The sequence below is a fragment of the Sphingobium sp. TKS genome, from assembly GCF_001563265.1.
GTDB lineage: Bacteria > Pseudomonadota > Alphaproteobacteria > Sphingomonadales > Sphingomonadaceae > Sphingobium.
Genome location: NZ_CP005084.1, coordinates 233,659 through 257,013 on the forward strand (window position 1 = coordinate 233,659; position 23,355 = coordinate 257,013).

The 23,355-nt window shown below is 64.2% G+C and carries 21 protein-coding genes; 7 read left to right on the forward strand and 14 right to left on the reverse strand.

Annotated features, from left to right (window positions below; genetic code table 11):
- Window positions 1–14: 14 nt before the first annotated feature.
- Window positions 15–137, forward strand: coding sequence for a hypothetical protein (locus tag K426_RS32880; RefSeq protein ID WP_257721825.1), 123 nt, complete (start codon window positions 15–17; stop codon window positions 135–137).
- 7 nt (window positions 138–144) lie between these two features.
- Here the strand turns inward: K426_RS32880 and K426_RS22040 are convergent, their stop codons facing one another.
- Window positions 145–429: a hypothetical protein gene (locus K426_RS22040; RefSeq protein WP_066563784.1), complete on the reverse strand. Its 285-nt coding sequence runs from the start codon at window positions 427–429 to the stop codon at window positions 145–147.
- A 202-nt stretch (window positions 430–631) separates the two neighbouring features.
- Here K426_RS22040 and K426_RS22045 point away from each other — a divergent pair, with 202 nt between their 5' ends.
- Entirely contained in the window at window positions 632–1,252 is a 621-nt protein-coding gene (locus K426_RS22045; RefSeq protein ID WP_145907585.1) for a class I SAM-dependent methyltransferase, read from the forward strand.
- A gap of 17 nt (window positions 1,253–1,269) precedes the next feature.
- Here K426_RS22045 and K426_RS22050 read toward each other — a convergent pair whose 3' ends face one another.
- The 3 genes from K426_RS22050 to cysD are packed head-to-tail and all read right to left on the reverse strand — an operon-like array spanning window position 1,270 to window position 4,861.
- Entirely contained in the window at window positions 1,270–2,046 is a 777-nt protein-coding gene (locus K426_RS22050; protein ID WP_066562419.1) for a 3'(2'),5'-bisphosphate nucleotidase CysQ, read from the reverse strand.
- Complete coding sequence (gene cysN / locus K426_RS22055; RefSeq protein WP_066562421.1) at window positions 2,043–3,950, reverse strand: sulfate adenylyltransferase subunit CysN; 1,908 nt, start codon at window positions 3,948–3,950, stop codon at window positions 2,043–2,045. Before cysN ends, K426_RS22050 begins: the two co-directional genes overlap by 4 nt.
- Window positions 3,950–4,861: a sulfate adenylyltransferase subunit CysD gene (gene cysD / locus K426_RS22060; protein ID WP_066562423.1), complete on the reverse strand. Its 912-nt coding sequence runs from the start codon at window positions 4,859–4,861 to the stop codon at window positions 3,950–3,952. Before cysD ends, cysN begins: the two co-directional genes overlap by 1 nt.
- 85 nt (window positions 4,862–4,946) lie before the next feature.
- Between cysD and K426_RS22065 the strand changes: the two genes are divergently transcribed.
- Window positions 4,947–6,035, forward strand: a complete 1,089-nt coding sequence (locus K426_RS22065; protein ID WP_237230147.1) for a helix-turn-helix transcriptional regulator — start codon at window positions 4,947–4,949, stop codon at window positions 6,033–6,035.
- Between the two features lie 12 nt (window positions 6,036–6,047).
- Here the strand turns inward: K426_RS22065 and K426_RS22070 are convergent, their stop codons facing one another.
- From K426_RS22070 to K426_RS22080, 3 genes are all read right to left on the reverse strand, one after another.
- Window positions 6,048–6,269 (reverse strand): hypothetical protein, encoded by a 222-nt coding sequence (locus K426_RS22070; RefSeq protein WP_066562426.1) that lies wholly within the window; start codon window positions 6,267–6,269, stop codon window positions 6,048–6,050.
- The gene (hemN, locus tag K426_RS22075) at window positions 6,259–7,566 is read right to left on the reverse strand and encodes an oxygen-independent coproporphyrinogen III oxidase (protein ID WP_066563788.1); all 1,308 of its coding nucleotides are present in this window, start codon (window positions 7,564–7,566) and stop codon (window positions 6,259–6,261) included. The genes K426_RS22070 and hemN overlap by 11 nt, the downstream gene beginning before the upstream one ends.
- Before the next feature lie 386 nt (window positions 7,567–7,952).
- Entirely contained in the window at window positions 7,953–8,480 is a 528-nt protein-coding gene (locus K426_RS22080; RefSeq protein WP_066563790.1) for a hemerythrin domain-containing protein, read from the reverse strand.
- Window positions 8,481–8,728: 248 nt separating this feature from the next.
- Here K426_RS22080 and K426_RS22085 point away from each other — a divergent pair, with 248 nt between their 5' ends.
- Together K426_RS22085 and K426_RS22090 are read left to right on the forward strand one after the other, a co-directional pair.
- Window positions 8,729–9,874 (forward strand): extracellular catalytic domain type 1 short-chain-length polyhydroxyalkanoate depolymerase, encoded by a 1,146-nt coding sequence (locus tag K426_RS22085; protein ID WP_066562428.1) that lies wholly within the window; start codon window positions 8,729–8,731, stop codon window positions 9,872–9,874.
- Window positions 9,875–10,282: 408 nt separating this feature from the next.
- On the forward strand, window positions 10,283–12,178 hold the full coding sequence (locus K426_RS22090) for a potassium transporter Kup (protein ID WP_066562430.1): 1,896 nt from the start codon (window positions 10,283–10,285) through the stop codon (window positions 12,176–12,178).
- 4 nt (window positions 12,179–12,182) lie between these two features.
- Here the strand turns inward: K426_RS22090 and K426_RS22095 are convergent, their stop codons facing one another.
- Genes K426_RS22095 through K426_RS22120 form a run of 6 tightly spaced genes read right to left on the reverse strand, consistent with a single transcriptional unit; the run spans window position 12,183 to window position 20,022 of the window.
- On the reverse strand, window positions 12,183–12,893 hold the full coding sequence (locus K426_RS22095) for a response regulator (RefSeq protein WP_066562432.1): 711 nt from the start codon (window positions 12,891–12,893) through the stop codon (window positions 12,183–12,185).
- A 10-nt stretch (window positions 12,894–12,903) separates the two neighbouring features.
- Window positions 12,904–15,570 (reverse strand): sensor histidine kinase, encoded by a 2,667-nt coding sequence (locus K426_RS22100; RefSeq protein WP_066562433.1) that lies wholly within the window; start codon window positions 15,568–15,570, stop codon window positions 12,904–12,906.
- Window positions 15,567–16,151, reverse strand: coding sequence for a potassium-transporting ATPase subunit KdpC (gene kdpC, locus K426_RS22105; RefSeq protein WP_066562437.1), 585 nt, complete (start codon window positions 16,149–16,151; stop codon window positions 15,567–15,569). Before kdpC ends, K426_RS22100 begins: the two co-directional genes overlap by 4 nt.
- Window positions 16,152–16,173: 22 nt before the next feature.
- Window positions 16,174–18,204, reverse strand: coding sequence for a potassium-transporting ATPase subunit KdpB (gene kdpB / locus K426_RS22110; RefSeq protein WP_066562440.1), 2,031 nt, complete (start codon window positions 18,202–18,204; stop codon window positions 16,174–16,176).
- Window positions 18,205–18,216: 12 nt separating this feature from the next.
- Window positions 18,217–19,920: a potassium-transporting ATPase subunit KdpA gene (kdpA, locus tag K426_RS22115; RefSeq protein WP_066562442.1), complete on the reverse strand. Its 1,704-nt coding sequence runs from the start codon at window positions 19,918–19,920 to the stop codon at window positions 18,217–18,219.
- 12 nt (window positions 19,921–19,932) lie between these two features.
- On the reverse strand, window positions 19,933–20,022 hold the full coding sequence (locus tag K426_RS22120; RefSeq protein ID WP_066562443.1) for a potassium-transporting ATPase subunit F: 90 nt from the start codon (window positions 20,020–20,022) through the stop codon (window positions 19,933–19,935).
- Window positions 20,023–20,503: 481 nt separating this feature from the next.
- On the opposite strand from K426_RS22120, the gene K426_RS22125 reads away from it, so the two are divergent.
- Window positions 20,504–21,568, forward strand: coding sequence for a type III polyketide synthase (locus tag K426_RS22125; protein ID WP_066563794.1), 1,065 nt, complete (start codon window positions 20,504–20,506; stop codon window positions 21,566–21,568).
- Window positions 21,568–22,710, forward strand: coding sequence for an NAD(P)/FAD-dependent oxidoreductase (locus tag K426_RS22130; protein ID WP_066563796.1), 1,143 nt, complete (start codon window positions 21,568–21,570; stop codon window positions 22,708–22,710). The genes K426_RS22125 and K426_RS22130 overlap by 1 nt, the downstream gene beginning before the upstream one ends.
- On the opposite strand, the gene K426_RS22135 is transcribed toward K426_RS22130, so the two are convergent.
- A complete protein-coding gene (locus K426_RS22135) occupies window positions 22,640–23,338 on the reverse strand; it encodes a methyltransferase domain-containing protein (RefSeq protein ID WP_066562445.1) in 699 nt (232 codons plus the stop codon). The two genes, K426_RS22130 and K426_RS22135, sit on opposite strands and share 71 nt — an antisense overlap.
- Between the last annotated feature and the right edge of the window lie 17 nt (window positions 23,339–23,355).

Below are 23,355 nucleotides of genomic sequence, written 5' to 3' on the forward strand. Positions count from 1 at the left end.
GGAGGAGGCTTTTCATGCGGAAGATTGTCGGCAGCCCTGCCTTCCACCCCGAAACGGCCGCGCCGCCGCCGCACAGCGAAGCGCTCGTCAAGCTGATGAGCGGCTCCCGGTTGGCGGTGATGGACTTTCTTGCCTGAAGGTAAGCTAATGCCGGGCGAGGCGGCGGCGGTTCTTCCCCACCGCCTTGCGATAATGCGCGGTGGATGCCTGCATGACGGAAAGCGGCGTCGTGCCCAGGGCGCCGGTCATCGCCTTCCATTGCAACTGGGCCACGGCTTCGATTTTCTCTGAGACCATCCTTTGCACCTCGATTGCCGCCGCCGGATTGCCGGCCAGCAGCTTCGGCATGCGCAGGCTGATCACCATGGCGGCTTCCAGGCCGAGGCTCCAATAGCCCAGTGCAACCGTCATCGGATTGATCTGCTGCATTTCGATGTTCTCCGTTGCTTCCAGTTGAATCCGGAAGGCCGATCCATGGGATAGCTGAATATCGGTGGCTGTCACCTTTCTTGCGCCGATCCGCGAGCATGTCTTGATCCATGTCAGCCGATTTTCCAGGAACCCGGTGCAGGCTCCACGGGTTTCCCCGAAAAGCCTCTCGTGCGTAGGGGTGATGGGAAAGTGAGTAATCGTGGCGGCATCGTTCGAAGACAGGGTGGTTCAAGACCGGCTGAATGAAAGTCGCGGTCCGGAATTCCTGGCTCTCGCCTTTCGGGAGTTCTTCAAAAATCCTCTGGCCGTGGGTTCCGCCTTTCCAGCTTCGCGTTTCCTGGTCGATACCATGCTTTCTCCCGTCGACTGGAGCCGGTTGAATTGCGTCGTCGAATATGGGCCGGGCACCGGCATATTCACTCGCGCCTTGCTGGATCGCCTACCGGCTCACGCGCGGTTGCTGGCCATCGACACCAGCGCGGCGTTCATCGATCATTTGCGCGATGCGACCCCGGACAGGCGCCTGATCGCCGTGAGCGGCTCAGCGGACGCTGTCCTGGACATCATGGCCGATCATGGACTGGACGAGGCGGATTGCATCCTTTCCGGCTTGCCTTTTTCGACGCTGACGCGGGATCGGGGGGAGGGGTTGATGCGGGTGAGCGGGCGGGCCTTGGCGCCTGAGGGAAGGTTTCTGGCCTATCAGATGCGCCAGGCCGTCGGGCCGCTGCTGGAGGGTCGTTTCGCGAAGGTCGCGACGGGCTTTGAATGGCGGAACGTGCCGCCCTGCCATCTATATTGGGCGTCGCGTCCCCTCTGAGGAAGGGACGCATCGCATCAACCGTCGGCCTGCGCCAGCTCCGCGATCATGGCGAGCATTTGGCTGGCCTGTTCCTTCCGGCAGATGAGGAGGTCTGGCAGGTAGACGTCGCTCTGGTTGTAGACGAGGGGTGATCCGTCGATGCGCGAGCAATGGAGGCCATGGGCGAGCGCGACCGCGACCGGGGCCATGGAGTCCCATTCATATTGACCGCCCGAGTGGAGATAGATGTCGGCCTGACCCAATATCACGGCCATGGCCTTGGCCCCGGCGGACCCCATGGGCACCAGTTGCGCACCCAGCCTTTCCGCGATCGCGACCGCTTCCTTGGCCGGGCGGGTGCGGCTGATCACCATGCGCAGCTTGTCCGGCGCCGGGGGCAGGGCGCGGGGCTGGTCGGAGCGCAGCAGCGTGCCGCCGTCCAGACCCGGCAGCGCGACCGCGCCGATGGCGGGCTGGCCGTCGATGGCAAGCCCCACATGCACCGCCCAGTCGGCACGTTCCTCGCCATATTCGCGGGTGCCGTCGACCGGGTCGACGATCCACACCCGGCTCATGGCGAGCCGGTCGGGATTGTCCTTCTCCTCCTCCGACAGCAGGCCGTCCTCGGGCCGCGTCTCGCGCAGGGCGTGGCAGAGGAACTGGTTGGCGGTCTGGTCCCCGGCCTTGCCCAGCGCCTTGGCGCTGAACAGCCCGCTCTCGCGCACATTGACGAGGATGCGCCCGGTGACCTCGGCCAGATGCGCCGCGAGGTCGGCGTCGCTCAATGTCGCGATGTCGATCCGCTCGCTCATGGGATCAACCTCGCGACGATCGCTTCGGCCGCTTCTTCCGCCGTCATGGCGGTGGTGTCGACGCGGATCTCCGGATCTTCCGGCGCTTCATAGGGGCTGTCGATGCCGGTGAAGTTCTTGAGCTGACCCGTGCGCGCCTTCTTGTAAAGGCCCTTGACGTCACGTGCTTCGGCCTCGGCCAGCGGCGTGTCGATATGCACTTCGACAAACTCGCCCGGCTGCATCATCTGCCGCACCATCTCGCGCTCGGCGCGGAAGGGCGAGATGAAGGCGGTGATGACGATCAGCCCCGCATCGGTCATCAGCTTGGCGACTTCGCCCACGCGGCGGATATTCTCCACCCGGTCGGCATCGGTAAAGCCCAGATCCTTGTTCAGCCCATGACGCACATTGTCGCCGTCGAGCAGGAAGGTGTGCCGGTTCATTCTGGCGAGTTTCTTCTCGACCAGATTGGCGATCGTCGACTTGCCCGCGCCCGACAGCCCCGTGAACCACAGCACGGCCGGCTTCTGGTTCTTGAGGCCCGCGTGGAAGTCGCGGGACACATCGGTCGCCTGCCAGTGGACATTTTGCGCCCGCCGCAGCGAGAAGTGCAGCATCCCCGCCGCCACCGTGGCGTTGGTGATCTTGTCGATCAGGATGAAGCCGCCCAGCGTGCGGTTCGTCTCATAGGGTTCGAACACGATCTGCTTGTCGGTCGACAGATTGGCGATGCCGATGGCGTTGAGGTCCAGCGTCTTGGCCGCCAGATGCTCCATCGTGTTGACGTTGATCTGATATTTGGGCTGCTGGATCGTTGCCGTGACCGTTTGCGTGCCGATCTTGAGCCAATAGGGGCGGCCGGGCAGCATCTCCTCATCCGCCATCCAGACGATGGTGGCTTCGAACTGGTCGGCGGCCTGCGGCGGATTGTCCGACGCCGCGATCACGTCGCCGCGCGAGCAGTCGACCTCATCGGCAAAGCAGAGCGTGACCGACTGGCCCGCGACGGCGATGTCCAGATCGCCACCCAGCGTCACGATGCGGCTGACCGTGCTGGTCTTGCCCGAGGGCAGGACGCGGATCGCATCGCCCTTGCGCACCGTGCCGGTCGCGATCTGGCCGGAAAAGCCGCGAAAGTCGAGGTTCGGGCGGTTGACCCACTGGACGGCCATGCGGAAGGGCTTGAGCTGGTCGGAGACCTGGTCGACCTCGACCGTCTCCAGATGCTCGATCAGCGCGGGCCCCTTGTACCAGGGGGTGTTTTCCGACGGGCCGGTGATATTGTCGCCCTTGAAGCCGGAGATCGGGATCGGGGTGAAGGCCTTGATGCCGATCGAGTGGGCGAACTCGGTATAATCCTTCAATATGCCGTCATAGACCGCCTGGTCATAGTCGACCAGGTCCATCTTGTTGATGGCGAGGACGATATTCCTGATGCCGATCAGATGCGCCAGATAGCTGTGGCGGCGGGTTTGCGTCAGCACGCCCTTGCGCGCGTCGATCAGGATGACGGCAAGGTCGGCGGTGGACGCGCCGGTCACCATGTTGCGCGTATATTGTTCATGCCCCGGCGTGTCCGCGACGATGAACTTGCGCTTTTCGGTGGCGAAGAAGCGATAGGCGACGTCGATGGTGATGCCCTGTTCGCGCTCGGCGGCCAGGCCGTCGACGAGAAGGGCGAAGTCGATCTCCTGCCCCTGGGTGCCCACGCGCTTGCTGTCGGCCTCCAGCGCGGCGAGCTGATCCTCGAAGATCATCTTGCTGTCATAGAGCAGGCGGCCGATCAGCGTCGACTTGCCGTCGTCCACCGAGCCGCAGGTGATGAAGCGCAGCATCGTCTTGTGCTGGTGCACCTCCAGATACTGGTCGATGTCCTCGGCAATGAGGGCGTCGGTCTTGTAGATGACATCTGCGTCCGACATCAGAAATAACCCTCCTGCTTCTTCTTCTCCATGCCGGCGCCGCCAGCATCCTTGTCGATGGCGCGGCCCTGCCGTTCCGATGTGGTGGTGAGCAGCGTTTCCTGGATGACATCAGGCAGGGTCTTCGCCTGGCTCTCCACCGCGCCGGTCAGCGGATAGCAGCCCAGCGTCCGGAAACGGATCGAGCGCATCACCGGCTCCTCGCCGGGCTTCAAGGGGAAGCGTTCGTCATCGACCATCAGCAGCATGCCGTCGCGCTCCACGGTCGGGCGCTCCTCGGCAAAATAGAGCGGCACGATCGGCACGTCGTTCAAATGGATGTACTGCCAGATGTCCAGCTCGGTCCAGTTGCTGATCGGGAAGACGCGGATGCTCTCGCCCTTGTTCTTGCGGGCGTTGTAGAGGTTCCACAGTTCGGGCCGCTGGTTCTTGGGATCCCAGCCGTGCGAGGCGGTGCGGAAGGAGAAGATGCGCTCCTTGGCCCGGCTCTTTTCCTCGTCGCGCCGCGCCCCGCCGAACGCCGCGTCGAAGCCATAGAGGTTGAGCGCCTGCTTTAAGCCCTCCGTCTTCCACATGTCGGTGTGCAGCGGGCCGTGGTCGAACGGATTGATGCCCCGTTCCTGCGCTTCGGGATTATGATAGACCAGCAGTTCCATGCCGCTCTCGCGCGCCATGCGGTCGCGCAGCTCGTACATCGCCTTGAACTTCCAGGTCGTGTCCACATGCAGCAGCGGGAAGGGCGGCGGCGAGGGATAAAAGGCCTTGCGCGCGAGATGCAGCATCACCGCCGAATCCTTGCCGACGCTGTACAGCATCACAGGCTTCTCGGCCTCCGCCACAACCTCGCGCAATATATGGATGCTCTCCGCCTCCAATCGCTCCAAATGCGTCAGCCTTTTCGAATCGATCATCGTTCACCGCCTTGTTTCGTGACGCTCACATGACAGAAGCGGGGAAAGACTGGACCTCCCATATGGGAGGATATACATATTAGCCATGCGACTGGACGACGGTGGATTATTGGCGGCTCTCCATGAGGGTATGTTCGAGCAACCCCTTTGGCATGGGTTCCTTGAAAAGCTGCGCGCCCGCTCCGGCGCCGCCTATGTCAGCCTGGCGTTCCGCCCGGTGGACGAGGAGCGGATCGTCGAACTTTATGCCGGGCCGCCCACGCCGCTGCACCTTGATAGGCTGTTCAACGAAAAATATGTGCGCGACCCCTTGCCCTACCGGCGGATGCGCGAAGCGCGGGTCTATACGCTGGACGAACTGCTCGACCCCGGCGACGCTGTGCAGCAAAGCTATCGCGCGGAGTTTCTGGAGCCGCTGGGCATCACCAATATCCGCTCGGTCCGTGTCACGGAGCCGAGCGGCATGGACGCATGGCTGACCTGCGCGGGCGGTCGTGAAGTAGGGTCCGCCGTCGGCGCCCTGTTGACTGCGCTGGTGCCGCATCTGCGCATCGCGCTGCGCAGCTTCGTCGCGTTCGAACGGGAAAAATTCCGCTCGTCCGTGACTTCGGAGGCGTTCGGGCGGCTCAATTTCGGCTGGCTGATGCTGGATGCGCGCTGCCGCATCGTCGACATGACCCCGCATCTGGAGCAGCTTTTCCAGCGATCGAGCGTGCTGCGGCGGGGCCGCTACGATCGGCTGATGCCCGCATCCCCGGCCGTGGACCGGGAATTGACCGCCCTGGTCAAAAGTTTTGCGGAGGATGCGGAGGGGCGGCCAAAGGCGATCAATCTCAGCCGCGATCCGCTGCTCGACATGCTGGTGCGTCCGATGCGGGACCGTTCCCTGTCCGCCCAGTCGCCGCCGGTCGCCATCGCTTATATCAGCGGCGATCGTTGGTCGCAGGCGGACCGTTGCGACCAGTTGGTCGACCTGTTCGGCCTGCTGCCCAGCGAGGCGCGGCTGGCCTGGGCGATCGCGCAGGGCATGTCGATCAGCGAAGCGGCGGACGATCTGGGGCTGACGCTGGAGACGGCGCGCAACTATTCGAAGAAGATCTACGCCAAGACCGGGGCGCGGGGGCAGGCGGAACTGGTGCGGAATATTTTGACGAGTGTGCTGGCGCTGGCTTGAAGGGGCGGCCGCTCAATCCGCGGCGGTGGAGCAGGTTCGGACCTTCTTCCTGTCGCAGGGGATGAAATGGCAGGGCGCGTTCTTGTCGTCCGGCGCAGCGGGCTTGCGCTGCCAGGGCGGAGTCCAGCCCGGCGGCGCCGAACCGCAGAACCAGGGGCTTTGCGTGGCGGAGGCGGGCGCGTGGACGGCCGTCAATGGGATGACGGCAAGGAACGCCAGCGCGCTAGACCGCATGGCTGAACCGCTTTTCCGCCGGTTCCAGATAGGCATCGAAACAGGCGGCGATGCTGCGCGCATAAGGCAGCGCATCCCGCGTTAGCGCGATGCGGCCTTCGCTCAGACGGACGAGACCCAGCCGCTCGAAGCGGCTGAAGTCGGGCATGGGAAGGGCCGTGCCGACATGCGCCTCTCCCTGGCAGAGCAAAGCCTCGATGATGCGGCCGCGGCGGCGGTCCTCGGCTGAGCGGAAAGTGCCGCGGGTGGCGGATAATTGCCCTGCGTCCACCCGTTCGCGCCAGGGGCCGGCCTGCTTCTCATTCTGCACGATGAGATCGGGGAACTGGCTGATCGCGCTAGCGCCCAGGCCCAGCAATATCTCCGCCGGATCGTCGGTGAAGCCCTGAAAATTGCGGCGCAGCCGGCCTTCGCGGGCGGCGCGGGCCATGCCGTCCTCCGGCAGGGCGAAATGGTCGAAACCGATCGCCGCATAGCCCGCGCCGGTCAGCATTTCATATCCCTGCGCCGCCATGGCGAAGCGGGTGGCGAGATCGGGCAGGTCGCTGGCGTCGATGCGGCGCTGGCGGGGCAGCAGCCGGGGCATATGGGCATAGCCGAACAGGGCGATTCGGGCGGGCCGCATCGCAATGGCGGCCTCCAGCGTGGCGGCGAGATCGTCCGCCGTCTGGCCGGGCAAGCCGTACATCAGGTCGAAACCGGTCGCGATCCCGGCGGCGCGAAGCTGGTCGACGGCGCGCTCCACCATGTCGAGCGGCTGGATGCGGCCGATTCGCGCCTGGACATGCGGGGTGAAGGTCTGCACGCCCAGATTGACCCGGTCGACGCCCATGGCGGCCATGGTCGAAATCCATTGCCCGTCGAGACGCCGGGGATCGAGTTCGACCGACAATTCGGCATGATGCGCATCGAAACAGAGCAGTAATTGCTGAAGCAGGCGGACGAAATCGACCAGCGGCAGGCTGTTGGGGCTGCCGCCGCCAAAGGCGATGCGCTGCACCCGGCCTTTGCCGTTCAGCCGCCCGGCGACGGTCGCGATTTCCCGCTCCAGCGACTCGACATAGGCGGCGAGGCGCTGGACCCGGTTCGCCGCGCCCGTGTTGCAGCCGCAATACCAGCAGATGTCGTGGCAATAGGGGATATGGACATAGAGCGAGAGCGCGCTGTCCCTTTCCACCCCGTCCAGCCGGGCGGCAAGCTCCGCCGCGCCGACATCGCCGCTGAACTGCGCGGCGGTGGGATAGCTGGTGTAGCGCGGCACGGGCCGGTCGAGCAGGTAGGGATGAAAGGTCCACATCATCCTGACTCAGGCCGACACTGGATGACCAGCCAAAAGCCACGGATTTCCGTGGCTTTTGCGAGCTTGCCGATTAGCCAACTCAAGAGAATTCGCGATAAAAATTGCGATAAACATGCTGAATTGCTCCGGCTGAGATATTCCTACCGCTAGGAGCCGGCATCGGCCATAAGCGTCGAGAGGAATATACGCGACCGGTTGCGCCTGCATCTTGATTTATCTCAATCAAGGACTCGAAATTTCAGTTGGCGATGTTGTGGATTTTTCCTTCACGCGCCACGGTGACGCCGGCCATCATCATACTAGGCCAGTCCGGTGTCCACATGGTGTAATGGCGGCGGTGAGACCCGCCGGGCCACCGCCGATAACAAGACAGTCCAGGATATTCAGTGGGCCTTCGCCATCAATTCGGCCTTGCGCTCGGCAAGCTGGGCGCCCAGCGCCTTGAGGTCGAGGTCGCTGGCGCGGCTTTCCGGAAACATCTCCTTCTCCTCTTCCTTGACATGATGGTCGATATATTCACCAAGCACCGTCACCTTGGCGTCGAACAGCCGGTCGGCGGCCGTCATGGCCTGAATTTCGGCGATCAACTGCTTGGCGCTGGCATGTTCCACCTCCGCCTCATCGAGCAGATCATCGTCGTCGATCGCGGCGCGGGCGGCCGGATAGTAGATTTCCTCCTCGATCTGGGCATGAACCGTCAGCGCCCGGCAGATCTTGTCGGCCAGCGCCTGCTTATCGGCCACATCCTCCAGACCTTCATATTGCTTGAAATAGCTTTTCACTTCCTTGTGATCGGCTTTCAGCAGGCTGATGGCGTCGGGGGATCGCGACGCAGCGCGTGCCGATTTGCGGGCCGGTTTAGAGCCGGGCTTGGTTTGACGGGATTTCGTAGCGGTCTGGGGTGAAGCCATATTCATTCTCCTGAGAAGGGGGAGCGCGAAGACGCGTCTCATGGAACTCGCGATCGTCGGCCATAGATCCCCGACAAAGCGCGTAATTAACTTCGCTCAATATGATTATGGCGGGACGTCATCCATGCTTGCCGATGAGTGGAGAAAGCCGGTCTTGCCAATGGAGAATCAAAACCTACTTATTGTGCAGTGCAGCAAGATGGTTATAGCCACGCCTGTGCAGGCTCGCTCCATCAAAGGATACTGCAATGCGGCCCCTCTCGGACACGATCTCCCGTCTTGCGGCGCTTCGCCTCGTTCCCGGCCATATGTCCGACGACCCCGGACGCTTGAGTGCGCTGACGGATTTCGGATCGAACCCCGGCGCTCTTCGGGCGCGGACATATATTCCCGGAAAGTTCGATGACGGGGCCGCGCTGGTGGTCGTTCTGCATGGCTGTACGCAGACGGCGGGAGGATATGATATCGGATCGGGTTGGTCGGAAGTCGCTGATCGCCATGGTTTTGCGCTTCTTTTTCCTGAGCAGCAGCGGCAGAACAATCCCAATCTCTGCTTCAACTGGTTCTCCCCGGAGGACAGCCGGCGAGGTTCGGGCGAAGCTCTTTCGATCCGGCAGATGATCGCGGCGATGGCCGTGCGCCATCGGATCGACCCCACGCGGATATTCGTGACCGGCCTGTCGGCAGGCGGCGCCATGACGGCTGTCATGCTGGCGACCTATCCCGAGCTGTTTGCGGGCGGCGCGATCATCGCCGGGGTGCCCTATGGCTGTGCCCGCACCATTCCAGCAGCCTTCGACCTTATGCGCGGCCATGGCGTTCCTCCCGAAGCCAAGCTTGCCGCGCTGGTCCGGGGCGCCTCCGACCACGCCGGTCCTTGGCCGACCCTTTCCATTTGGCACGGAAGCGCGGACGCGACCGTGCATCCGTCCAATGCCGGGGCGATCGCTGCCCAATGGCGCGCCTTGCACGATGTTGAAGCCGATCCGAGCCGGATCGAGCGGAGGGATGATTATGTCCGGCGCACCTGGTCGGATGCAAAGGGCCGTGACGTGATCGAGGAATATAGTATCGCGGGAATGGGCCATGGCACGCCGCTTGACACCGCAGGCGAAGATGGCTGCGGACGAAGTGGTGCCTATATGCTGGAAACCGGCATTTCCTCGACCCACCGCATCTGTCGATTCTGGAGCCTGACCGGGGATGCCGTTGAGCGGGCCCATGAGATCGAGACACCGCCTGCAAAGCGGGCGCTTGTCCCGTCGATTGCATCGCTGCAGGCTTCGTCATCCCCGCGCAGCCATGAGGAGCGCGCTACGGTTCGACTCACAGTCGCGACGGGCGTGCGCAAGGTGATCGAGGATGCGCTGCGCGCCGCCGGGTTGATGCGTTAAGGCATCATGCAGCTTCGCATACGCCACTCACCACCTACCGCTATCGCGATGCGGGCGTGCTGCAACCGCCTCATCTCATGCTGGCGTCGCGTGGCACCCGCGATCCAAATCCCTCTTGCGCCGGTTGGGGCGCAGGTTGTGACGAGAGATAATACACTCCGGTCTGGCGAGGAGAGCGACGTATCGACGTCGCAAGATTCCCAATCATCGCCGCGGCAGCGCGCCACCCATGTCAGCTACCCTGATCCTTGAGATGGACAAGCGCTTTTTTCCTTTGAAAATGCATAGGATTTGCCGGAGCTTTCCGGCATTCCTATGCGAATCCTATGTCGATCGCATAAAGCTCCACTGGAAATATAATGGGGCTCTGTGCAATGGGCGGCCTGGTAACAGCGAGTAACGGTACGGATGACGGATCAAGCGGGTGAGGGGGTGAGTCATAGCCATCCGCAAGGGAAGTTGCCCATTCTGGCGCTGGGTGCGTTGGGCGTGGTGTTCGGCGACATCGGCACCTCGCCGCTCTATGCGTTGAAGGAAAGTTTTGTCGGTCACCACCCGCTGGCGGTCGATCCGGCGCATATCTACGGCGTGCTCTCGCTGGTCTTCTGGACGATGACGCTGATCGTCACGGTCAAATATGTGTTCATCATCATGCGTGCCGACAATCATGGCGAGGGCGGCAGCATGGCGCTTCTCGCGCTGATCTCCCGCAAGCTGGGCAAGAGCCGGTGGACGCCGACCATCGCCATATTGGGTGTGCTGGCGGCGGCGCTTTTCTATGGCGACGCCATCATCACCCCGGCCGTGTCCGTGCTGTCGGCGGTCGAGGGGCTGGAGACGGTGAATGACGGTTTCGCGCCCTTCATCCTCCCCATCGCCATCGTCATCCTGATCGGTCTGTTCCTGATCCAGAAACATGGCACGGCGCGAGTGGGCGCGCTGTTCGGGCCGGTCATGGTGGTCTATTTCCTGGTGCTGGCGGCGCTGGGCATCCTCAACATCGTGCGGCATCCGGGAATTATCGGCATCATCAATCCGATGTGGGCGGTGCATTTCTTCGCGCTGGACGCGAAACTCGCCTTTCTGGCCTTGGGGTCAGTCGTGCTGGCAGTGACGGGGGCGGAGGCGCTCTACGCGGATATGGGGCATTTCGGGCGCAAGGCGATCAGTATCGCCTGGCTCTATGCCGCCTTTCCCTGTCTGCTGCTCAACTATATGGGGCAGGGCGCGCTGCTGCTGGACCTTCCTGAAGCAGCGGAAAATCCCTTCTTCCTGCTCGCGCCGGAATGGGCGCGGCTGCCGCTGGTGATATTGGCGACGCTGGCGACGGTCATCGCCAGCCAGGCGGTGATTTCGGGCGCCTTTTCGGTGACGCAGCAGGCGGTGCAGCTTGGCTTCCTGCCGCGGCTCAAAATCTCCCATACCAGCGCTTCGGCGGCGGGGCAGATCTATGTGCCGATGGTCAATTGGGCGCTGCTGTTTCTGGTCGTGCTGCTGGTGCTGGGCTTCCAGTCTTCGAGCAATCTGGCGGCGGCCTATGGCATTGCCGTTACAGGCACCATGGTCATCACGACTTGCATGATGGCGGTACTGACCTTCAGCGTGTGGCGCTGGAACCGGCTCTTGGCGGGTGCGGTGACGGGGCTGTTCCTGGCTGTAGACGGCGCCTATTTCCTGTCCAATGCGACCAAGATACCCGATGGCGGCTGGTTCCCGCTGCTGGTGGCGGCGGTTGTGTTCATCATCCTCACAACCTGGTCGACGGGTCGGAAGATCATGAATTTCTATCTGATGGAAGGCGCGATGGACGTGGAGCTGTTCATCCAGTCCGTCTCCGGTTCCCTGAAACGCGTACCGGGGACGGCGATTTTCCTCAACTCCCGTGTCGAGGGGGTGCCTCCGGCGCTGCTGCACAATGTGAAGCATAACAAGGTTCTGCATGAGCGCGTCATCATCCTGACCGTGCGGACGGAGGGGGTGCCGCATCTGCCGCTGATCGGACGGTCCGAGGTGAACGATCTGGGCGCGGGCTTCTACCGCGTGGTGCTGCGCCATGGTTTCATGGAGGAGGTCGACATTCCCGCCGCGATGAAGGCGGTGGATGGCTGCGGCGGGCCGATCAATGTCAGCCAGACCAGCTATTTCCTCAGCCGCCAGACACTGATCCCGTCCGAGAAGCCCGGCATGGCGATCTGGCGCGAGAAGCTTTTCGCCTGGATGATGCGCAATGCGGTGACGCCGATGGACTTCTTCAAGCTGCCGACGAACCGGGTGGTCGAGTTGGGATCGCAGGTGGAGATTTAGTAGTTTAACCGCCACCCCCCTCCTTCAACCGATAACCGATCCCCAATTCATTCGCGATGATCCTTGGCCGCTGCGGATCATCCTCCAGCTTCTGCCTTAGCGTACGCACCAGCACGCGCAGATATTCGACATGATGCTCATGCTCCTTGGGCCAGACCTGCGCCATGATCTGCTGATGCGTGATGACCCGCCCCGGATATTTCGCCAGTTGCGCCAGCACGCCATATTCCTTGGGGGTCAGGTGGACTTCCTGCCCTGCTTTGGTGACGATCCGCGCCATCAGGTCGATCGCCACGTCGCCCGCGCGAACCGCTGACATGCCGCCATCCTTGGTCATCCGGTTGCGCAGCGCCACGCGCACCCGGGCGAGCAGTTCGTCGGTATCGAAGGGCTTGGTCAGATAGTCGTCGGCGCCCAGATCCAGCGCCGCCACCTTTTGCTCGGTGGCGTCACGCGCCGATATGACGATCAGGCTGGTGTCCGAATGCTGTTTGATGAGCGGCACGAGTTCCAGCCCATCGCGATCGGGCAAGCCAAGGTCGAGCAGGCTGATGTCTGGCCGTTCCTCGCGCAGTTTCTCCAATGCCTCACGCGCATTGGCGGCCTCCACCGTGGCATAGTCGGCGCGGGTGAGCGCCACGTGGATCAGGCGGCGGATCTGTGGTTCATCGTCGATGATCAGAACCTTGTGGCGGCCGGATGAACGGGTGGTCATGCCCAGTTCCTCATATGATGTCCTCATCGGGCAGAGGGGATAGGATCAGCGTCTGCGGGAAGGTCAAAGTAAAGCAGGCGCCAGGAGGATCGTCACGGTTGGCGGCGGATACGCCAAGCCCCATCGCCTCGGCAAAGCCCTTGACGATGGCGAGGCCGAGGCCGGTGCCATGCTTGGCCCGGTCCGATCCCTCCAGGCGGGTGAAGGTGTCGAACACCCGGCTTTCACCGCCCGGCGGGATGCCCGGGCCTTGATCGACCACCGACAGGGTTATGGCATCGGGTAGCCGCTGACCCCTTATGGTGACGGGCGTGCCGGGATCGGCATAGCGCCCCGCATTGTCGAGCAGGTTGATGAGGATATGGTGCAGCAGCGTCGGATCGACGCGCACCAGCGGAATGTCGGGCAATATGTCGACCCTGACCTCATGCCCGGCCAGCGACTGGCGGGTGTCGTGGACGGCGCCCGCGACCGCATCGAACAGGTCGATGGGTTCCACTTTCAGGGGAAGCGCGCCTGCCTCCACCCGCGCCATATCGAGCAGGTTGGCGACGAAGCGGGTGAGACGCTGCGCCTCCGCCTCGACCGTGTCGGCAAGCTCGGAGGGATGTTGCTGCTTGAGTTCATGCACGGCCGAGATGATGGTGGTGAGCGGCGTGCGCAAATCATGGCCAACCGAGGAGAGCAACGCCGAGCGCAGCCGGTCGCGCTCGCGGATCTGGCGGGCGTCGAGCATTTCCTCCTCCAGCGCCATGCGGTCGAAGGCGATGGAGGCCTGATCGAGCAGGCTCATCAGCAAGGGCACCTGATCGGAGCGCAACGGCTCCCCCGCATCCTCCCGCGCCAGGCCCAGCACGCCCAGCACCCCGCGTGTCGTCCGCAGCGGATGGAACAGCCAGTCCGACGCGGTGAGGGTGGAGGAACCGCGTCCGGCGGGCTGCTCATTGTCCATCGCCCATTGCGCGGCGGCCTTTTCGATCTGTTCGAGGCGATCCTCCGGCGGCACGGCGGCGCGCAGTTGCGGGCCGTCGGGCGAGGGGAGCAGGAGCACGGTGCGCACGTCGAACAGGCGGCCGACTTCGGCACAAATCGCATGCATCAGCTCGTCCTGGCTGGCGGCGGCGGTGAGCTGGCGGGAGAAACCGGCGAGCGCGGCGTTCTGGCGAGCGCTGCCATGGGCGAGGTCGGCCTGGGCGCGGACGCGGGCCGCGAACTGGCTGGTGACGATGGCGACGCCCAGCAGGACGAGGATGCTGATGACATTTTCCGGATTGGCGACGGTCAGCGTGCCGGTCGGCGGCAAGAAGAAGAAATTATAGGCAAGGCTGGAGAGCAGGCCCGCGAACAGCCCCGCGCGCAGGCCGAAGGAGGCGGCGGCGAACATCACCGGCACCAGATAGAGCAGGGCGATATTGCCGAGCGCGATGGTCTGGACCAGCAGCTTGCCGATCGTGGTCATCAGCGCGATCATCAGCGTCGACCAGAGATAGTCGGTGGGCGTCCCCCATGGTCCGGCCGTCACGAGGGTGGCGCGGCGGAGATGCCCTCCATCGTCGCCGGGCAGGACATGGATTGCCACGTCCCCCATGTCCCGGACCAGCCGGTCCACCACCGACCCGTGACGCAGCTCGAACCACCAACTCCGGGCCGCCTTGCCGATCACGATCTGGGTGGCGCGGGCGTCGGTCGCATATTGGCGCAACCCTTCGACCACGCCGGGCGCGGGGATGGTCGCGGTGGTGGCGCCCAGCCGGGACGCCAACGCCATGGTGTCGGCCAGATGGGCGCGCTCCTCCGCCGTGAACTGAAGGCTGCGCCGGGTTTCGATATGCACCGCGGTCCAGGGCGCCTTCAGCGCGTCGGCCAACCGCTTGGCGGCGCGGACAAGCCCCTGTGCGCTCGGCAGTTCGCTGATCGCCACGACGATGCGTTCGCCCGCCGCAAAGCTCCCGGCCAGCGCATGGGCGCGGACATAGTCCAGCATCTGCGCGTCGACTGCCTGCGCTGCGCGGCGCAGCGCCATTTCGCGGAGCGCTGTCAGGTTCGACTTGGAGAAGAAATGGTTGAGCGCCCGGCTGGCTTCGGCCGGGATGTAGACCTTGCCCTCCTTCAACCGCTCGATCAGCTCGTCGGGGGGGATGTCGACGACCTCGATCTCCGCCATTTCGAGCACGGAGTCCGGCACCGTCTCGCGCACCCGGACGCGGGTGAAGGAGGCGACTATGTCGTTGAGGCTCTCGACATGCTGGATGTTGACGGTCGAATAGACGTCGATCCCGGCGTTCAGCAGCTCCTCTATGTCCTGATAGCGCTTGGGATGACGGCTGCCCGGCGCGTTCGTGTGGGCGAGTTCGTCCACCAGAACCAGTTGGGGATGGCGAGCCAATATGGCGTCGATATCCATTTCGGCCAGCTTGTGGCCCTGATGGTCGATTTCGCGGCGGGGAATGACTTCATGACCGGAGAGCAAAGCGTCCGTTTCGTGGCGGCCATGGGTCTCGACCACTCCGACCGCCACGTCGACGCCCGATTTCAGCCGCTGCATGCCGTCGGTCAGCATTTCATAGGTTTTGCCGACCCCTGGTGCCGCGCCGAGGAAGATTTTCAGACGGCCGCGGCCTTCCTGCGCTGCCTGACGCAGAAAGGCTTCGGGATCGCGGCGGTCCGGCTCGTTCATCGGCTTTGATTAGCGCTGATCCCATCCAGCCGTCGATTGATTTCGAGGACGTTGACGCGCGGTTCGCCCAGAAAGCCGAGGATCGGTTGCTCTATGCTCCGTTCGATCAGCGCGTGGACCCGGTTTGGGGAGAGACCGCGCGCCCTGGCGATCCGGTCGACCTGATAAAAGGCCGCATCGGGGCTGATATGGGGATCGAGCCCCGATGCGGAGGCTGTCACCAGATCGGACGGAACGGGGCGACCGGGTGAATGCAGAGACTGAATGTCCGTGGTCACGCGGTCGGCCAGCGCCTTGCTGGTGGGGCCAAGGTTGGACCCGGAGGAGGCGAGCCCGTCATAGCCCTTGCCCGCCGCCGAGGGGCGGGAATGGAAATAGCGGGCGCTGGCGAAGCTCTGGCCGATGAGGGCGGAGCCGATGGGCCTGCCGTCCTGCTCGATCAGGCTGCCATTGGCCTGGGACGGGAAGATCGCCTGCCCGATGCCGGTGAGCGCCAGCGGATAGGCGATGCCCAGCAGCAGGCCGAAGAGCAGCGTCATGACCAGCGCTGGACGCAGCGAGGTTTTGAGGTCGTTGAACATGACTGTTCCTTCCGTTGGCAGATCAGGCGAGGCCAAGCCCGATGACTGCGAGGTCTATGATCTTGATCCCCACGAACGGAGCGACCAGCCCACCCAGCCCGTAAATGGCCAGATTCCGTGCCAGCAGCGGCCCGGCGCCGATCGGCCGATAGGTCACGCCCCTCAGCGCCAGCGGCACAAGGCAGGGAATGATCAGCGCGTTGAAGATGATCGCGGACAGGATCGCGCTTTGCGGGCTGGCGAGGCCCATGATGTTGAGCACGCCCAGCCCCGGATAAAGCGCCACGAACATGGCCGGGATGATCGCGAAATATTTGGCGACGTCATTGGCGACCGAAAAGGTGGTGAGCGCGCCGCGTGTCATGAGCAATTGCTTGCCCAGACCCACCACCTCGATCAGCTTGGTCGGATCGCTGTCGAGGTCCACCATATTGCCTGCTTCGCGCGCCGCCTGCGTGCCGGTGTTCATCGCCACCCCGACATCGGCTTGAGCAAGGGCAGGTGCGTCATTGGTTCCGTCCCCGCACATGGCGACCAGCCGTCCGCCCTGCTGCTCCTTGCGGATCAGGGCCAGCTTGTCCTCCGGCGTGGCTTGCGCCAGGAAATCGTCCACCCCGGCCTCTGCGGCGATGGAGGCGGCGGTCAGCGGATTGTCGCCGGTGATCATCACCGTGCGGATGCCCATCTGGCGTAGTTCCCCGAAGCGTTCCCGGATGCCCGCTTTCACAATATCCTTGAGGAAGATCGCGCCGAGCAGTCTGCCGTCCTTCGCCACCGCCAGCGGGGTTCCGCCTGCGCGCCCGATCTCGTCGGTGATGCGGCGCAATTCCTGTGTGGGCGCGTCCTTGTCGAGGCCGGGATTGGCGCGCAATATGCTGTCGACCGCGCCCTTCTGGATGATGCTGCCGTTCCATTGCACGCCGGAAATGCGGGTCTGGGCGGTGAAGGGGATGACCTGCGCACCTTCCGGCAAAGCGGTCGCAGTCTGGCCGAATTTCTCGCGGGCGAGCAGGACGATGGAGCGCCCCTCCGGCGTCTCGTCGGCCAGGCTGGCGAGCAGGGCGGCTTCGGCGAGATCGGCCGGGCTCGCGCCGCCGACGGGACGGAACTCCGTCGCTTGCCGGTCGCCTACGGTGATGGTGCCCGTCTTGTCGAGCAGCAGCGTGTCGATATCACCCGCCGCCTCCACCGCTCGGCCCGACTTGGCGAGGACGTTGAAGCGCACCAGCCGGTCCATGCCCGCAATGCCGATGGCCGACAGCAGCGCGGCGATGGTCGTCGGGATCAGCGTGACCAGCAGGGCGGCGAGGATCGCCACCGGCACGCCGCCGCCCGCATAGCTGGCAAAGCCCGGAATGGTCCCGACCGCGATCAGGAAGATGATGGTGAGGCCGACCAGCAGCAGGGTCAGCGCGATTTCATTCGGCGTCTTCTGCCGCTCTGCGCCCTCGACCAGAGCGATCATGCGATCGAGGAAGCCATGGCCCGGATTGACCGTCACCCGCACCCGGATCTGGTCGGATATGACGCGAGTGCCCGCCGTCACCGCCGAACGGTCGCCGCCCGCTTCGCGGATTACCGGGGCGGATTCGCCGGTGATGGCAGCCTCGTTCACCGAGGCGACGCCGGAGACGACATCCCCATCCGAAGGGATGAGGTCTCCGGTTTCGACCAGCACCACGTCACCCAGTTTGAGCGCCCTGGCGGGAACGGTTTCGAAACTGTCGCCCTTCAGCCGCCTGGCGGTCAGTTCCGCCTTGGTGGCGCGCAGCGAGGCGGCCTGCGCCTTGCCGCGCCCTTCAGCCAGAGCCTCTGCAAAGGTGCCGAAGATAACGGTCAGCCAGAGCCAGATCACCAGTTGCAGCTTGAACCCCATGCCAAGTTGGTCCTGTCCGACTGCCAGCAGGACTGTCAGCAATGTCGCGACGACGGCGGTGGTGAACATCACCGGATTGCGGATCAGTTCTCTGGGGTTGAGCTTGCGAAAGGCATCGCCAATCGCGGGAACGATCAGATCGGCGGTGAAGAGGGATTTCTGGGCGGATCGAGCCATATGTCGTGATCCTTAGAAAAGCTGGCCACGGATCATCGCGAGATGATCGGCAATGGGGCCAAGGGCGAGGCTGGGCAGGAAGGTGAGGCCGCCGATAATCAGCACGATGCCGACCAGCAGGCCCGTCCAGAGCGGCCCCGTCGTGGGAAAGCTTCCCGCGGTTTCCGGCGTGTATTTCTTCGCCGCCAGACTGCCCGCTATGGCCAGCATCGGAATGATGATGAAGAACCGCCCGATCCACATCGCGACCCCCAGCATGCCGTTGTAGAAGGGGGTGTTGGCGGTCAGGCCCGCAAAGGCCGAGCCGTTATTGCCGACGCCGGAGGTGAAGGCGTAAAGGATTTCGCTGAACCCATGCGGCCCCTTGTTGAGCGGCCCGGCAAGCCCTGCGGGCAGCACCGAGGCGATGGCGGTGAAGCCCAATATGATGAGCGGCAGCACGGCGATGGCGAGGACGGCGAGCTTGACTTCGCGGCTCTCGATCTTCTTGCCGACATATTCGGGCGTGCGACCGACCATCAGCCCAGCGACGAAGACGGCGAGGATGGCGAACAGCAGGAAGCCGTATATGCCCGCGCCCACGCCGCCGACGACGACCTCCCCCAACTGGATGTTGATGAGCGGGATCATGCCGCCCAGCGCGGTGAAGCTGTCATGCATGGCATTGACCGCGCCGCAGCTCGCGGCCGTGGTAACGACCGCGAAAAGGGCGGAGGGGGCGATTCCGAAGCGGACTTCCTTCCCCTCCATATTGCCGCCGGGGACGCCCAGATGGTGGAGGATGGGGTTGCCCGCCGCTTCCTGCCAGTAGGTTACGGTGACGCCGATCAGGAAGATGGTGAGCATCGCCGCCAGGATGGCCCAGCCCTGCCGGACGTTGCCGACCGCCTTGCCGAAGCAATAGGTCAGGCCGAAGCCGATCAGGAAGATCGACAGCATCTGCACGAAATTGGTGAGCCCGGTCGGATTTTCGAACGGGTGGGCGCTGTTGGCGTTGAAGAAACCGCCGCCATTGGTGCCCAGCATCTTGATCGCTTCCTGCGAGGCGACCGGGCCGAGGGCGAGGGTCTGCTTTGCTCCCTCCAGAGTTGTGAGGTCGACTGATCCCGCCAGCGTCTGCGGCACGCCGCTGGCGATCAGGAACAGCGCATAGACGATGCAGAGCGGCAGCAGCAGATAGAGCGTCACCCGCGTCATGTCGGCCCAGAAATTGCCGATGCCGGTCGTGCTGCGCCGGGCGAAGCCCCGGAACAGCGCGAAGGCGAGCGCGATGCCGGTCGCGGCCGAGAGGAAATTATGGATCGTCAGCCCCAGCATCTGGCTGAGGTTCGACAGGGTCGATTCCCCGGCATAGCTTTGCCAATTGGTGTTGGTGGTGAAGCTGACCGCCGTGTTGAAGGCGAGATGCGCGCCGACCGCGCCATCGCCCAGGGGATTGAAAGGCAGCGCGGCCTGCATCCGCAGCAGGGCATAGGTGAAAAGCAGCAGCGCCGTGTTGAAGATCAGCATATGCACCGCATAGCGGCGCCAGCCTTGCTCCTCTTCGGGATCGATGCCGGAGAGGCGGTAGAAGCCGCGCTCGATGGGTCCGAATATGGAATGAAGCGGCGTACGGCGTCCTTCATAGAGCGCGAACAGCCAGAGGCCGGCCGGCTTGACGAGGGCCAACAGGATGCCGGTGAAGGCGGCAATCAGCAGCCATCCCTGAAAGGTCATGGACAGCCTTTTCTAAAAGCGTTCAGGCCGCGCGAGCACGGCGATCAGATAGAGGAGAAGGCCAAGCATGGTCAGCGCGGCGAGCCAGAGATCGATGGTCATGACAGCCCCCCTCATGCCCGGTCGCAAAGCGCGGCATAGCCGAGGCTGGCCGTCAACAGGATGAGGATCAGGCCGATCCAGAAGATGTCCTGCATATGAAAACTCCCGCAGGCGAGGATGTCGCGCGGGGTGCGGGACGATTCGTCTGCCGCTCGTCAATTAGGGCAGCGGCGCGTTTGAATGCGAGAGACGGGGGATTGGTAAGCCATAGTATTTGCGTATGAATTGGGACTAGAGCAGAATCCTACCCGATTGCATCGGATCGGCTGCTCTAGACCTTTGTTTTGCCGCGTTTTCCGAGTCAGCAGATGATTGGCTTCGCCGAACTGCCGTTTCTATCTGCTTAGAAAACGCTCTAGAGATTTTGGCGTCCACCCCTTGAACCATTTGCATTTGTTAAGGCACTGAAACTGCAAGCCTGGGTTCAGGATCATTTCCCATGATTGGGACGTTTCATAAGGCCGATGAGATAAGGAACCCGATGACCGATACGCGCGCTCGCATCAACGCCATCGGCTGCGCCGTTCCCGAGCAGGACATGCACGCTCCCTTCATCCAATGGGCGGCCCGGCAACTGGACGATCCACGCCACCGCCAGCTTTTCCTGCGCATGGCCGAACGGTCGGGCATCGACCATCGCTGGTGCGTGCTGCCATCGACTGTCGAAGGCGGATCGCCGGTCGATCCGGGCGGTTTCTATGCCGGGGAGATGCCGCCGACTTCGCTCAGGATGCGGCGCTATGCCGATTATGCCCCGGCTTTGGCGCTGGAGGCGATCGCGCGGCTGAAGGAGCAGGTCGCGATCGACCGGATCAGCCATCTGGTGGTGGCGAGCTGCACCGGCTTCGTCGCGCCGGGCATCGACCAGATCATTGCCGAACGGCTGGGGCTGGAGAATGTCGAGCGGACATTGGTCGGCTTCATGGGCTGTTATGCGGCGGTCGCGGCCTTGCGCACGGCGCGGCATATCGTGCGGTCGGAGCCGGAGGCGCGGGTGCTGGTGGTGACGGTCGAGCTGTCCTCCCTCCATTTTCAGCCGGAGCGGCAGATCGAACGCCTGTTGATGATGCTCCAGTTCGCGGACGGCGCGGCGGCGGCTTTGGTGACGGCGGAGGGCGGCGGGGTGGCGATCGACCGGCCCTTTTCGTTCAACCTGACGGATTCGGCGGAGCTGATCCGCTGGGACATTGGCGACAGCGGTTTCGTGATGCATCTGTCGGGTGAGGTGCCCGGGCGTATCCAGGCGGCGCTTAGCGATCCGCAGATCAGGCAGCGTATGTGGGGGAGTGACGATCCCGGCCTGATCGACGATTGGGCCGTGCATGCGGGCGGTCGGTCGATCCTGGATGCGGTGGAGCATGGGCTTGGGCTGGACGAAACCGCGCTGGCGCCCTCGCGGCGCGTGCTGGCCCGTTTCGGCAACATGTCCTCGTCCACGCTGATGTTCATATTGGGCGACATGCTGAGCCAGGCGCGGCGCGGGGTGGCGCTGGCCTTTGGGCCGGGGCTGGCGGCGGAAGGATTCCGGTTCGAAGGGATCGCATGATGCGCAGCGTACCAGCGCTGATCGTCGGCGGCGGGCCAGCCGGTGCGGCGGCGGCGATCATGCTCGGGCGGGCGGGCGTGACGGCGCATCTGGTCGATCGGCATGCCGGGCCGCATGATAGCGTCTGCGGCGGCTTTCTGGGCTGGGATGCGCTGGCGGAACTGGATGTTCTGGGTGTTGACGTGGCGGCTTTGGGAGCGCGGCCGATCGAGCGGCTGCGACTGGTGGCGGGTGAGCATCGTGTCGAACTGGCGCTGCCGCATCGGGCCGCGGGGCTGTCACGGCGGGTGCTGGATGAAGCGCTGATCGGGCTGGCGGAGGATGCCGGCGCGGTTCTCATGCGGGGGCGGGCGGTGCGGGCCGCCGATCCGGCGGGCCGGTCCGTTCGCTTCGACGATGGCGAGCAATGGGCGGGCGAGGCCTTGTTCCTCGCGACCGGCAAGCATGAGTTGCGGGGGCTTGCGCGTGATCTTGGCGGGCGGAAGGAGGCGCCTTCGGCCGGCTTGCGGGCGGTGTTGCCCGCCAGTGCGGTCCGCTCGCGCGATCTGGCTGGAATGATCGAGCTGCATCTGTTCGATGGGGGATATGCGGGACTGCTGTTGCAGGAGGATGGAACCGCAAATCTCTGCCTGTCCGTCGACCGGGAGCGGTTGGGGCAAGGCGTGACGCCGCTGATGGCGCAGATCATGGCGGAGGCGCCATGTCTCGCTGAACGGATGGAGGGTGACATCCCCGCAAATTTCGAGGCGGTTGCCGGTGTACCCTATGGTTGGCGGGCGGACAGCACATTGCCCGGCATCTTCCGCATGGGCGATCAGGGGGCGGTGATCGCCTCTTTGGCGGGGGATGGGATTGCCATCGCGCTCAGCAGCGGGATGAGCGCGGCGCAGGCCTATCTCAGCGGCGGCCCCGACGCGGCGATAGACTGGCAAAGGGACATGCGCCGCCGGAGCCGCCGCCCGCTGGGCGTGGCCGAGGCGCTGCGCCATGGCGCGGCGGGGCCGGTGGGGCGAGGGTTGCTGATGCAATTGCTGCGCTGGATGCCGGGGCTTGGCGCGCAGGCCGCGCTGCTTACCCGCATATCCGCTCGACACACAGGCGGAAGGAAAAGCGGCGCACGATCCGCACGTCATCCGGGTTGATGCCCGCCTGCGGCAACAGCGCCTCCCAGTCGCCGGGCCGGAAGGCGCGAGCGATGGAGAGCTGGCCATCCTCCCGCACGATGCGGTGGACGCGCAGCAGACGGGCCAGCAGGGGAAAGCCCCAATAGGCAAAGCCATGACGATGCAGGTCGCAGATCAGCCAGCCCATGCGCGCATTCGCCTCCATATGGCGCAGGAAGGTCATCAGTTGCGCGTCGGTCATATGATGCGTCACCTGACTGGAAATGATGAAGTCGAACCGTTCCGGCTGGTCGAGATAATCCCCGGCGCGATAGTCGATGCGGAGGTCCGGCGGGGTGGCATGGCGGGCCGCTGCAAGGCTTTTCTCGTTGAGGTCGACGCCGATCAGTTCGGCCTCGATCCCCCGTTTCCTGGCCCAGCGGGCGATGGCGCGCAAAATGTCGCCGTCTCCGAAGCCCACGTCGAGCAGCCGGAAATGCCGGGCCGAGCCGATGGCGCGGTTGAGGAAGGCGATGGCGGGCCAGGCGGTGAAGGTCCAGCGATTGACCCGGGCGAGGTCGTGCAGCACGCGCTCATAGATGGCCGGGTCCAGCCCCGGCGCGTCCATCTGTTCTTCCTGCCGCGATCGGATTGAAAGGTCGGCCATGATGCACTCCCTTCTTT